Origin of the sequence: Sphingorhabdus sp. (assembly GCF_041737645.1) — a bacterium.
GTDB lineage: Bacteria > Pseudomonadota > Alphaproteobacteria > Sphingomonadales > Sphingomonadaceae > Sphingorhabdus_B.
Genome location: NZ_JBGSRI010000006.1, coordinates 17778 through 30680 on the forward strand (window position 1 = coordinate 17778; position 12903 = coordinate 30680).

General features: G+C 57.1%; 11 protein-coding genes and 1 tRNA gene. 3 read left to right on the top strand and 9 right to left on the bottom strand.

Features of this window, described 5'->3' with window-relative positions:
- Positions 1-279: 279 nt before the first annotated feature.
- From ACEW72_RS00440 to ACEW72_RS00480, 9 genes are all read right to left on the bottom strand, one after another.
- The gene (locus tag ACEW72_RS00440) at positions 280-1518 is read right to left on the bottom strand and encodes a type II restriction endonuclease (protein WP_373474405.1); all 1239 of its coding nucleotides are present in this window, start codon (positions 1516-1518) and stop codon (positions 280-282) included.
- Entirely contained in the window at positions 1511-1981 is a 471-nt protein-coding gene (locus tag ACEW72_RS00445) for a very short patch repair endonuclease (RefSeq protein ID WP_373474406.1), read from the bottom strand. Before ACEW72_RS00445 ends, ACEW72_RS00440 begins: the two co-directional genes overlap by 8 nt.
- Positions 1971-3236, bottom strand: coding sequence for a DNA (cytosine-5-)-methyltransferase (gene dcm, locus ACEW72_RS00450; RefSeq protein WP_373474407.1), 1266 nt, complete (start codon positions 3234-3236; stop codon positions 1971-1973). The genes ACEW72_RS00445 and dcm overlap by 11 nt, the downstream gene beginning before the upstream one ends.
- A 586-nt stretch (positions 3237-3822) precedes the next feature.
- Positions 3823-3907: transfer RNA gene (locus ACEW72_RS00455), tRNA-Leu, on the bottom strand.
- Between the two features lie 93 nt (positions 3908-4000).
- The gene (locus tag ACEW72_RS00460) at positions 4001-5173 is read right to left on the bottom strand and encodes a site-specific integrase (RefSeq protein ID WP_373474408.1); all 1173 of its coding nucleotides are present in this window, start codon (positions 5171-5173) and stop codon (positions 4001-4003) included.
- A 187-nt stretch (positions 5174-5360) separates the two neighbouring features.
- Positions 5361-6647 (bottom strand): site-specific integrase, encoded by a 1287-nt coding sequence (locus ACEW72_RS00465; protein ID WP_373474409.1) that lies wholly within the window; start codon positions 6645-6647, stop codon positions 5361-5363.
- Between the two features lie 244 nt (positions 6648-6891).
- The gene (locus tag ACEW72_RS00470; RefSeq protein WP_373474410.1) at positions 6892-7215 is read right to left on the bottom strand and encodes a hypothetical protein; all 324 of its coding nucleotides are present in this window, start codon (positions 7213-7215) and stop codon (positions 6892-6894) included.
- 9 nt (positions 7216-7224) lie between these two features.
- Positions 7225-8064: a hypothetical protein gene (locus ACEW72_RS00475; protein ID WP_373474411.1), complete on the bottom strand. Its 840-nt coding sequence runs from the start codon at positions 8062-8064 to the stop codon at positions 7225-7227.
- Between the two features lie 198 nt (positions 8065-8262).
- Positions 8263-9684 (bottom strand): coniferyl aldehyde dehydrogenase, encoded by a 1422-nt coding sequence (locus ACEW72_RS00480; protein WP_373474412.1) that lies wholly within the window; start codon positions 9682-9684, stop codon positions 8263-8265.
- A 208-nt stretch (positions 9685-9892) separates the two neighbouring features.
- Between ACEW72_RS00480 and ACEW72_RS00485 the strand changes: the two genes are divergently transcribed.
- The 3 genes from ACEW72_RS00485 to ACEW72_RS00495 all read left to right on the top strand — a co-directional run bounded on the left by ACEW72_RS00485 (position 9893) and on the right by ACEW72_RS00495 (position 12453).
- Positions 9893-11077, top strand: a complete 1185-nt coding sequence (locus tag ACEW72_RS00485) for an acetyl-CoA C-acyltransferase (protein ID WP_373474413.1) — start codon at positions 9893-9895, stop codon at positions 11075-11077.
- A 121-nt stretch (positions 11078-11198) separates the two neighbouring features.
- On the top strand, positions 11199-11681 hold the full coding sequence (locus ACEW72_RS00490; RefSeq protein WP_373474414.1) for an RcnB family protein: 483 nt from the start codon (positions 11199-11201) through the stop codon (positions 11679-11681).
- 97 nt (positions 11682-11778) lie between these two features.
- Positions 11779-12453, top strand: coding sequence for a DJ-1/PfpI family protein (locus tag ACEW72_RS00495; RefSeq protein WP_373474415.1), 675 nt, complete (start codon positions 11779-11781; stop codon positions 12451-12453).
- Positions 12454-12903 lie beyond the last annotated feature (450 nt).

Sequence of the window (12903 nt, forward strand, 5' to 3'; positions counted from 1 at the left end):
TGCGATCTTGTCTTTCTAGGTGTGCCGTCGTTTGAGATTGCGTCGATCAACATTTGGTAGCTTCGAAACGCGCTTCGGGGAAACGATATGTGGAAAACGCCTCGAACTCTCTCTTTACTGCGTAACAATCAGTCAAAATTCGCTCCCGCCCTGATGTCCGCCTTCCTTGGCACTCGCTCTGTTCATAGCCTGTAGTGCAAAACCGGTTTGATCACCTGTGATAGCGATCCTCTCAACCAATATCGCCCAGCCAGCGCGCTACGAACGTAATTCGTTTGCCTATCGCGCTATCGGCAATAGCCGCACGTCGCCGATAAAGCTCTCCAGCGTCTGCAAATGGGGCTGCACTGTCTTCGGGAACTTGTCAGTCAGTCCTGCCGGAACCACAAGCTGCACTCCTGCCTGCGTCATCTCGGCGAACTGCGTCTCCGAGACGCCTTCCTGCAAAGTGAGGAGGTGTTTAGCGGGAATGCGATTGGCCTCATTGAGAATTTGCCGCCATCGATCGCGGCACGTCGTCTTGACCGCCAGCATACGAAGCCGGTCAGCCGGGAAGGTCATGTCGTGATAAGCCGTGACCGAGGGGAAAAGGAAATCAGGCGTCTTGCCCCCTTCGGACACGGGCTGGTGCGCAAAGTGAGTATTTTCAACGAGCCGCTCTTCAATAAAGATTTCACGGGCGTGAAGCTCAAGAGAGCGACCGGACCTGGCTTTGCGGCGCTGAAGGATCGTCTGAGCGCGGGCGACGAAGCCGTCCACGTTCGTAAAGCCCACGATAATATGCGGCAGCTCGATCGCTTGCTCGACGCTGCGGAATATCTCGAACTCGCATTCGCGGCGTCGCAACAATCGCCGATCGGGATCGAGGCTGCTGTCGTCGCGCAACTCGACCGCCCTGCGGACGATATCGGCTCCACTGGGAAACTTAAGCCGCCATGCCGCGGGGATTTCATTATCGTCCAGCCAACAGCTCGTCCGCACGACGGGTTGGGCATCGGTCGGGAACAGGCTGCTCTGCGTCGGTGGCCACAGCAGCCACTTGCCGGGCTCGACCGGCCCGACGCGATCCTCGACAAAGTCTTCTTCTGTCTCATGCCGGCATACCCAGACATGGCAATCGGGCACCCCCGGCGTTTCGCCAGCCCGAAACGCGAACACCGTCAGTGCGCCGGTGCTTTCTGGATCGAGAAGAGCCGACGCTCCACCGCCGAAGTTCGTGACTCGTGTCTCGTCCCGGCCACGTTTCGCCTTCGTGTCGTGATAGTGGTTGTTGTACCAGACTGCCCGCACCTGCCGGTGATCGGCATGGGAATCCACGTAGAGGTTGAACCACACGTCCGGATTTTTTACGTCCTGCCGGTTGAGGGCGGGCAGCACCCGGAACAGGATTTCACGCGGAATATAGGGACCGGCTTGATGACTTCCGTTCGCCAGCGTGTCGTTGCCCGACAGTCGCTTCACGTACCATGTGAGGTCTGGCCCGCCATGTTCGTCTAGCCATTCGAGAATATCACCCACTGGCACGCATCGTCCCCCTTATCTCGCTGCCACGTTTTTCGGAACGAAGCCAGTCCGCCGCAATCGGCACCACGCGATCAATACCAATCCGCCCGGCACCCTTCAGTGAGCATTCCCAGATTTTCAACACACGCCATCCGGCATCATCAAGCTCCCTCTCCACTTCGGTATCGCGTTCTCGGTTCCGGCGGATCTTCTGCCGCCAGAAATCTTGGCGGGTGCTTGGCCATCGGAACAGGGGACAGTCATGCCCGTGCCAGAAACACCCGTGGACGAAGACCGCGGCGCGCCAACGAGGGAGCACCATGTCGGGCTTGCCGGGAAGGCGTCCATCGTGAAGCACGAACCGAAACCCGAGCGCATGAAGGCCCCGACGCACGAGCAGCTCGGGCTTCGTGTTTTTGCCCTTGATCCCGGCCATCATCCGGCTGCGCGTCGCTGGATTGACTACATCACCGGGCAAGGGCCATGGTCCGCTCCGGCTGTTCCGGCTCCACATCCACACTATCACCTAGCCACGGCATCATGTGCGCGGCAACCGCCTTCACCACGGGCACGACGACGGCGTTGCCAAACTGGCGATAGGCTTGTGTATCGGAGACAGGGATAATGAAGTCCCGGCGGCCGGGTTCGTCGAATCCCATCAACCAAGCGCACTCACGCGGGGTGAGGCGGCGCGGATTCTTGCCCTTTTGCTCAACAAGGATCTCCGATCCATCCTTGTAGTAGCGCGCCGAAAGCGTACGGGCGACATCGTCGCGGCCGACCAGCCCGAACCCAAAGCCGTTGCCGGCCGCACGGTGTTTCTCGGCATAGCCCTGAAGGTAGCGCCACAGGTGATCGGTCAGCGTATATTTCTCCGAGACCGACGCGATGTTGCCGCGGGTGTAGGGCGAGTCCATCTCCTCGGTGCCGTCCTCCGGGTGTAGGATGGTACCGAGCCGCGGACCGGCAAACGGATCGGGCAATTCGAGATCGGCAAATGTGAAATCGTTCGGGTCGCGGAAGCCGACGATAAAGATGCGTTCGCGTTGCTGGGGCACGAACGACTTCGAGTTAATGACCTTCCAGTGAACCTGATAGCCCAGCTCGATCAGCGTCCGATGGATGACGTCGAACGTCCGGCCCTTGTCGTGGTTGACCAAATTTTTAACGTTCTCCAGCAGGAACGCGCGCGGCCGGTGGTGCTGGATGATCTTCGCAACGTTGAAGAATAACGTACCCTGCGTCTCATCGAGAAAGCCATGCGGGCGGTTCAGCGCATTTTTCTTTGACACACCAGCGATTGAGAATGGCTGACAGGGAAATCCTGCCAGCAGCAAGTCGTGCGGCGGGATGCTCTCTACCGGCACCTTGGTGATATCGCCGGCGACCTCGTGGTCGCACACGTAGTTGGCAAGGTAGGTCTTTTGCGAGTATTTGTCCCACTCGCTCGTGAAGACGCATTCCCCCTCCTCATCGAAGCCGCGCCGCAAGCCGCCGATACCGGCGAACAGGTCAATAAACCGGAACTTCTTCTTGCTCCCCCCCTTCTGCCGATGCTCGGCAATCAGTGTGTCAAGCATCCGCATCGCAGCTTTCCGAGGTGGGGCCTCGCCCCGCTCCCAGCGATAGACGGTACGCCTTGAAAAGCCCGAGTTCGCCGCGAACGCGTCGATGCTGACCCCAGCGCTGGTGCGGAGGCGGGAAAAGTCTGAAACGGATGGTCGCACTGGCACCTCAGGGAAGATTTATGCCACTTTGGCGCAGAGATTCCCTTAAAACAAGAACAAATGAGGGTTGATCCACTCACTTCGTCGTCTTGATGCTGCCACATAGAACGCCAAATAGGCTTGTCGCAGAGTCTATCTAGGCTTACTTTGCGAAGCAGAAACTAGGCTGCGTGCACCACTGGCGAAGATGTAGATGGAATGTAGACCGCCTGCCGTTCCGCACCACGATTGTCGTGATCGACACGATATCCCTCGTAGTGCCGTTTAAGCAGTCCAGCGCGCACCAGTCCCGAAACCGCCGACTGACATTGGTTTGGCCGGACGCGCGGACCTGAAGACCGATCGGGTCTTCAAGACCACTGCTGTGAAACGCGCGTGTTTGTAAGAGGCGCTGATCGGATGGTCGCTCGCGATAGGGTTGAGATTGGCGATGGCCTAATCCCGTCCGGGATTCTTCCGGCCCGCATGACAGGCGTTCGGCTGTCATTTCGCAGGTTGGGGCGACGTCTGTTCGGCGCATTTCGCCCACTGAAGTGTGAACCCGATTGGGCTAAAACCCCAGTTCTGGGCCGTTTTAGATCGGGTAAAAGAATGGTGCCCCTGGCCGGACTCGAACCGGCACATCTCTCGATACCGCATTTTGAGTGCGGCGCGTCTACCAGTTCCACCACAGGGGCACGCGAGAAAGGTCCTTAGACTTTGAAATCGCCTTAGCCAACTGCTTTGATCGAGCATGGCTAATAAAAAGGGCTTATCGTGTAATCTGCATGTTATTTTGCACGACGCACATTGATTGCTGAAGCATCGAGCATGTTCTTAATGTGTGAGGCATAGTATTTCTCGATCATCTCGACGCTGGTGCGGCAGTTTTTTGCGATCTGATAGATGTCAGCCCCCTCCATCAATCGGAAACAGATATAAGTATGCCGCAAGCTGTAGCTTGTGCGGGGGTTGCCTTCGCGGTCGTGCTTCATGCCGAGTTCGTCGAGTAGCGTGTTGAAGAGTTCACGCTGAATTTTCGGGAACAGGAGCTGGTTCGGCTCAAGGCTATGCCGCTCCTTCATTCGTTTGAACGGAATCACCGCGCCGGGCATCGTCTTGCAATAGCCGACGCCGCGCTTGCCCCGAACGGCGATGTGCAGAATTTCCTCGTTTCCCGGTCCATCGGCAACAATGTCGATGTCGCGAAGCTCGATGCGCTTGGCCTCATCGGGGCGAAGGCCGCTGTTGACCATGAACAGGACATAGTCGTGCAAATCCTCGCAAGCCGTCCGCCACCGTTCCTTCTTCGGATTTTTTGCGCGCTCGCCTGTAGCCTTGTAGAACGTCTTATACTCGTCGGGCGAGAACCAAGCTCGATGCGCGATCTTGCCTGACATTTTGTAGGGGGCCGAGATGTCCGGCATATAAGGAAGCCAACCGTGGCGGTTCGCTGTTTTGAGAACGTGGCGCAGGGTGATGATCTCATGGTGCATCGTTGACCGCGATGGCCGCTTGGGAAGGCCGGTCTTTTTGTCGATACGCGATGTCATCCGGTGGACACGATATTCCTGAACGAGACCCGGCGTAATTTCAGTCACCACGCGGTCGCCCATGAAGGGCAGCAAGTGAACGCGAATACGCATCGCGAGACTTTCGACATAATCCTTGTTCCGTTCGCCCTCGGTGATGACCTCGAACTCTTTGACGAAATGCTCCGCCGCCGTGCGGAAGGTCACGCCTTCCTTCAATTCCCCGGCGCGGTATTTTCCCATCAAGCCAAGATACCAGTCGCGCGCAACATCCTTGGCGCGCGAAAGGCTTTCCTCTTTGGTCGATGTACGGCGCTGCTGTCCGGCAATCGAACAGGCAGATTGCCAGTGCGGGCTGTTAGCCCGCATGTAGAGCTGAACCTTGTTGTCCAGCAGGGAATGCCGTGTCGTCATCGTGCCATCCGATGCCATTTTGTGCTAGCAATGCGCTAGACCATCTGGCGAAAAATATGGCGAAAAACCGACGTATATGCAAGGTTTTTCTGATTATTAAAAGTTTTTGAATCCAGCGCGTCTACCAATTCCACCACTGGGGCACGGCGATACGCCTATTAGCGGCGTCATCAAAACACGCAACGGCAAAAGCAAACGATGCAGCTTATTTCGTCGGCTTTGCGGTCTTCTTTCGGGTGACGACTGGTGTGGGCCGCGCTCTGCGAACATTGACCGCAGAAGCGTCGATGTTGTTTTTCAAATGCCTCCCGTAATATTTCTCGATCATCTCGACACTTGTGCGACAGTTCTTAGCGACCTGATAAATGTCTGCGCCTTCGAGCAACCGAAGGCAGATATAGGTATGCCGGAGGCTGTAACAGGTGCGGACGTGACCATCGCGATCAAATTTCAGTTTAAGCTCGTCGAGAACAGTGTTCATCAATTCGCGCGGGGTCTTCCCGAATAACCGGTCGGTCGGTTTGAGCTGTTTACGTCTGCGTACCCGTTCAAAGGGTAGGATCGCACCAGGCATTGATTTGCAGAAGCCGACACCACGCTTGCCGCGCACCTCAATCTCCAAAATGCGCTCGCCGGTTGACTCATCGTTCACGATCTTGACGTCGCGTAGCTCAAGCCGGGCGGACTCGTCGGGTCGAAGGCCAGTGTTCCCCATAAACAGAACATAGTCGTGAAAATTCTCGCAGACTTCGCGCCAACGCGGTTTGGGCGGGTTTTTCGCTCGCTCGCGTGTCGCTTCATAAAGCATCTTATATTCTTCGGGCGAGAACCACGCTCGATGCTCTACTTTGCCGGATGTCTTGTAGGGTGCAGACATATCCGGCAACGCTGCAATCCAGCCTTTGCGATTGGCGGTTTTCAATACCTGACGAAGCGTCACGACCTCACCATGCAAAGTCGCGCGGGCGGGTTTCTTCGGTTTCCCGGTTTTTGGATCGATCCGGGACGTCTGGCGATGAACCCGGTATTCCTGAACCTTGCCAGCCGTGATGGCTTCAAGCGCGGTATTGCCAAAAAACGGAATCAGGTGAACGCGGACGTGATCTGATTTCTGTTTCACATAATCGGCATTGCGTTCGCCTAGCGTGATAGCCTCGAATTCATCAGTAAACGCCTTGGCGGCATCTTCGAAGCTAGGGCCTGTTGGCGTTCGACGCCGACGACCATCGGCTAGTGCGCCGGGTCCGGCGATGAGAGGCTGGACGGGTCCGTCCAGCAAGAGAACGCCACCGCGTCGGCGTTGGCGATCTTCGACGCAGCGTTCCATATACCAGTCGCGCGCAAAATCCTTGGCGGCAGCAAGGCTGGCCTCCTTGGTTGTTTGTCGATGGTTGCGGCTGCCCAGGTAAGTCGAGCACTGCCAGTAGCGGCTGTTCTCACGCCGATATACGTGAAGCGCACCGTCCATCAGCAGATGGCTTTCTGTCGGCATTGCGAGAACTCCAAAATGTGTAAGACATGTGTAAGTCTTTTTGGAAGTCTCGTCCCTGCTCAAACTACTGGTTTTATGCGGTTTTTTGCTTATTTTTTAAGGCAAAACGCGATTTTGAGTGCGGCGCGTCTACCAGTTCCACCACAGGGGCACGCGAGAAAAGTCCTTAGACTTTGGAATCGGCTTAGCCAACTGCTTTGATGGAGTATGGCTAAAAAAATGGGCTTAGCGTGTAAACTGCATGTTATCTGGCGCGTCGCACATTGATCGCAGAAGCATCAAGCATGTTCTTGATATGCGAGGCATAGTACTTCTCGATCATCTCGACGCTGGTGCGGCAATTTTTTGCGATCTGGTAAATGTCGGCCCCCTCCATCAACCGGAAACAGATATAGGTATGCCGCAAACTGTAGCTGGTGCGGGGGTTGCCCTCGCGGTCGTGCTTCATGCCGAGTTCGTCGAGCAGCGTGTTGAAGAGTTCACGCTGAATTTTTGGGAATAGGAGCTGGTTCGGCTCAAGGCTATGCCGCTCCTTCATTCGTTTGAACGGAATCACCGCGCCGGGCATGGTCTTGCACTAGCCGACACCGCGCTTGCCCCGAACGGCGATGTGCAGAATTTCCTCGTTCCCCGGACCATCGGCAACAATGTCGATGTCGCGAAGCTCGATCCGTTTGGCCTCATCGGGGCGAAGGCCGCTGTTGACCATGAACAAGACATAGTCGTGCAAATCCTCGCAAGCCGTCCGCCACCGTTCCTTCTTCGGATTTTTCGCGCGTTCGCCGGTCGCTTTGTAGAACGCCTTATATTCGTCGGGCGAAAACCATGCCCGATGCGCGATCTTGCCCGACATTTTATAAGGTGCCGAGATGTCCGGCATATAGGGAAGCCAGCCGTGGCGGTTCGCGGTTTTGAGAACGTGCCGCAAGGTGATGATCTCGTGGTGCATCGTTGATCGCGATGGCCGCTTTGGCAGGCCGGTTTTCTTGTCGACGCGCGATGTCATCCGGTGGACACGGTATTCCTGAACCAGACCGGGCGTAATTTCCGTCACCACGCGGTCGCCCATGAAGGGCAACAAGTGAACGCGGATGCGCATCGCGAGACTTTCGATATAATCCTTGTTCCGTTCGCCTTCGGTAATCACCTCAAACTCTTTGACGAAATGCTCTGCCGCCGTGCGGAAGGTGACGCCTTCCTTCAATTCTCCGGCGCGATATTTTCCCATCAAGCCAAGATACCAATCGCGCGCGACATCCTTGGCGCGCGAAAGGCTTTCCTCTTTGGTCGAAGTTCGGCGCTGCTTTCCGGCAATCGAACAGGCGCATTGCCAGTGCGGACTGTTGGGCCGCATGTAGAGCTGGACTTTATTATCCAGCAGAGAGTGCCGTGTCGTCATCGTGCCATCCGATGCCATTTTGTGCTAGCAGTGCGCTAGACCATCTGGCGAAAAATATGGCTAAAAACCGGCGTATATGCAAGGTTTTTTTGATTATCAAAGGTTTTTGAATCCAGCGCGTCTACCAATTCCACCACTGGGGCAAAGCTTCTCCGGGCGCACCCTTCGAAGCGGAGGCCCCTCTAACCGAGCCTCCGTCCGGATGCAAGAGCATCCTTATTTCTTTAATTCCTTCGCCAAAGTCTTGTGCGTTGCCTTGCCATAGGGGGCCTTGAAACCGCCGATACCGGCAACATCAACGCCGGTCTGGCGATAGACGGCGCGCATATGGCTGAAGGTTTTAAAGCCGTCCTGCCCATGATAATTGCCCATCCCCGATGGCCCGACACCGCCAAAGGGCAGGTCTTCCATCGCATTGTGGAAGATCACATCGTTCACCGTTACGCCGCCCGAAATGGTGCGCGACAGGACGCGCTCCTCCTCCGCTTTGTCGCTGCCGAAATAATAGAGACCGAGCGGGCGGTCATGGGTGTTCACATAATCGATTGCCTCGTCCATCGACGAATAAGTCATCACCGGCAAGATCGGGCCAAAGATTTCCTCCTGCATCACCTTCATATCGTCGGTCACGTTGCGAACGATGGTCAGCGGCATTTTGTTGCCATTGGAGGAGGCGAAATCTTCACCTGCCGGGTTGACCTCGATCAGCTCCGCACCCTTTTCTCGCGCGTCGGTCAGATAACCCTGCAGCCGCTCATAATTGCGGCCATTCACCACCGAGGTGTAATCATCATTGTGCAGCAGCTTGGGATATTGCGCTGCTACGCCTGCCTTGACCGCGTCGATCACGTCGCCTTCCTGATCCGAGGGCACCAGCAGATAATCGGGTGCCAGACAGATTTGCCCGGCGTTCATCATTTTGCCCAGCGCAATCCGCTCGCCCGCTTTCTTCTTGTCGGCGCTGCGGCCGACTATGGTGGGCGACTTGCCGCCCAGTTCGAGCGTCACGGGCACGAGATTGTCCGCCGCGGCGCGCATGATATGGCGGCCAACGCCGGTCGCGCCGGTGAAGATCATATGGTCGAAGGCCAGTTTGGAAAAGGCCATGCCGACTTCGGCATCGCCGGTGAATACCGCCATTTCTTCTTCAGCGAAATATTTGGGCACGACTTCTTCGAACAGCGCGGAAACACGCTCGGTAAATTCCGACGGCTTGATCATTGCGCGGTTCCCCGCAGCGAGGATCCCCGCCATCGGCACCATCACCATACCGACAGGGAAATTCCAGGGCGCGACCACACCGACCACGCCCTTGGGCTGATATACGACCTCGGCCTTGGCACCGAGCAGTCCAAGCGGGAAGGTGGGCTTGCGTTTATCGCCTTTGGCCCAGCTTTCGAAATGTTTCTTCGCATGCTTCATCGCACTGACGGAAGGCATGATGTCGGTCAACAGCGTCTGCTCACGACTGCGATGGCCGAAATCGGCAGATACCGCCTTGGCGAAATCTTCGGCATGATCGACCAGCAAAGCAATGGCACGGTCAATCCGGTCCCGGCGTACCGACATCGGCTCCGGCAGCGCTGTGGTGAAACTGGCACGCTGTTTCCCGAGAACCGCTTGCATATCCTTGGTCATGGCATTCTCCTCGTCTTAATTGCTTAGTTAAACCATCCGCGACACGATGCAAGCAACGTAAAAATTTTAATTTCACGCAGAGGCGCAGAGAACGCAGAGTTTCAGCGCTTAACCTCTGCGACCTCTGCGCCTCTGCGTGAACAAATTTTGTTTGTTTTAGGCTGTCCGACCGCCTATTTGTGTTGCAACCTTTAAAGAAAGAATTTCCATGAACACCGATCCCGTCGTCATTCTGTCCTACGCCCGCACCCCGATGGGCGGTATGCAGGGCGTATTCGCCGATGTTGCGGCCACCGACCTTGGCGCAACAGCGGTAAGGGCAGCGGTCGAGCGGTCCGGTGTTGATGGCGCCGCTATCGAGCGGATCTACATGGGCTGCGTTCTTCCTGCCGGCCTCGGCCAGGCCCCTGCACGACAGGCCGCAATTAAGGCCGGCCTGCCCAAGTCGGTACAGGCGACCACCGTCAACAAGGTGTGCGGTTCGGGCATGCAGACCGTCATCATGGGCAGCGAGGCGCTGGCCGCAGGATCCGTGGATTATGTCATCGCCGGTGGGATGGAAAGCATGACCAACGCCCCCTATCTGCTGAAAAAACATCGCGGCGGCGCGCGCATCGGCCATGACACTGCTTATGACCATATGTTTCTCGACGGTCTGGAAGACGCCTATGAAGCGGGCCGCGCGATGGGCACATTCGCGCAGGACACCGCCAATGAATATCAACTGACGCGTGAGGCGCAGGACAATTACGCGATTGAATCACTCCGCCGTTCGCAGGCCGCGATTGCCGATGGCGCGTTCAAGGATGAGATCGTCGCCGTCACCGTCGCCACCCGCAAGGGCGATGTCGTAGTCGACACCGATGAACAGCCCGGCAAGGGCATGCCCGACAAGATCCCGGGCCTGCGTCCCGCCTTTGCCAAGGATGGCACCATCACAGCCGCGACCAGTTCCTCTATTTCCGATGGTGCCGCGGCACTGGTCCTGACGCGCCAGTCCATAGCCGATGCAAAGGGCCACACACCGGTCGCCCGCATAGTTGCCCATGCCGCCCATGCACAGGAACCGTCCGCCTTCACCACCGCTCCTGTCGGCGCGATCACCAAATGCCTCGCCAAGGTGGGCTGGACAGTGGCTGATGTCGACCTGTTCGAAGTCAACGAAGCCTTTGCCTGTGTCGCGATGTTCGCAATGCACGACCTTGGCATTTCGCACGACAAGATCAACGTCCACGGCGGCGCAACCGCCTTGGGCCATCCCATCGGCGCATCGGGTGCACGCATCATCACCACGTTGATCGCCGCGCTCCAACGTCACGGCAAGAAGCGTGGCGTTGCCTCGCTCTGCATCGGGGGAGGCGAAGGAACCGCGCTGGCGATCGAACTGGTCTGATACAATTTGCGACACTAATGTCTTGTTTCTGAACGCGTTGTTTTCCGCACGTTCAAACGCTGCCTTCTAATAGGGAACATCAGACGCCGAAAGGGGTTTGTTGTTCTCAAGGAGACAGACAATGAAGAAAAGATTTTTAATAACAGTCGCAGCTGTCGCCGCTACCCTATCCCCAATGGCGGCGCAGGCGCAGACACGCGAGTTGCAGCGTGATCGCCAAGAGGTCCGCGAAGAAAAGCGTGATCTGAAACAGGCAAAGCGTTATGGTGATGCCCGCGATGTTCGCAACGAACGTCAGGATGTTCGTGAAGCAAAGCAGGAACAACGTGAAGACCGTCGTGACTGGCGCTCGTACAAGCAGCAGAACCGCAATGCCTTTCGGGCCGCGCGCTTTAATGCCCCTTTCCGTTACCGCACCTTCAACAACGGCGTCAGCATTCGCTCGAGCTACTACGCTCCACGCTATCGGGTAAATAATTACCAGAACTATCGCCTGCCCCAGCCGGGCCGTTACCAGGCTTATATCCGTCACTATAACGACGTGCTGCTGGTTAACACCCGTACCGGACGCGTGGTTCAGGCTTATCGCGGTTTTTACTGGTAACATTTCACCCTCCCGGAATGTTACTGGTAAATGCGGGCCGTCGGAGCAATCCGGCGGCCCTTTGCATTTACCCGCCGGGCGCGCTACCCATGCCGCCATGAACATCGTCTTTGTCCTTTTCGATAACGTCACCCAGCTCGATTTTGCAGGCCCGGTGCAGTTTCTGTCCCGATTACCCGGGGCCACCATCCAGATCGCCAGCAATTACGGCGGGGCGGTTACAACCGATTGCGGCTTCTCCATCATCCCCAATACCAGCTTTGCCGACTGCGGACCTGCGGACATATTATGCGTGCCCGGCGGGCATGGCGTGCGCGAAGCGGTTGGCGACGCAGCTTTGATCGACTTCGTCCGGAAACAGGGCGCGCAGGCGAAATGGGTGACCAGCGTATGCACCGGCGCTTTCATTCTGGGCGTTGCCGGACTGCTTCAGGACAAGCGCGCCACCTGCCATTGGGCCTATACCCAGTTGCTGCCTTTGGTCGGCGCGACGCATCAACCCGCGCGCGTGGTGCGCGACGGTAATGTCGTTACAGCAGGGGGCGTCACATCGGGCATCGACTTCGCGCTTGAGCTGATCGCGCTGATATCCGGCGAAGATGTGGCGCGGACGCTGCAACTGTCGCTCGAATACGATCCAGCCCCCCCATTTCAGGGTGGTACCCCTGCAACGACGGCGCCGGACATCCTCCATAATTTACGCGCACGCGTTTATGACAAGGCCGCCGCGCAGATGGAGTCGGCTTTGCGGGATAACGGGATGGTGGGGTAACGAGCTATTGTTAGCAGACCGAGCACCCCCTCTCCCCTTTAGGGGAGAGGTACGCAGTCTTACGGCTTTAGCCGTTAGACGGAGTGGAGAGGGGGAGTTGGAGCACTGACTTCACCGTGGAACCCCTCTCCAACTGCGCCTAGGCCTTGCGGCCAAGGCTTCGTATCCTCTCCCCTGAAGGAGAGAGGGATATCTCACACAAAGGCGCAAAGTATAAGGAAAGAAGGCGTAGCCATTACAATTAGCCGTCGGTTACTAGGAGGGTGACGGCTTTGACAGGTGCTTCGCTCCTTTTCACTTCCCTTTGCGACTTTGTGTCTTCGTGTGAGCAAAATCATCCCAACCTCGCAGTCCTTAGACATTCCCCAACTCTTTCCGCATGCCCCCTCTCCCCTTCAGGGGAGAGGTACGCAGTCTTACGGCTTTAGCCGTTAGACGGAGTGGAGAGGG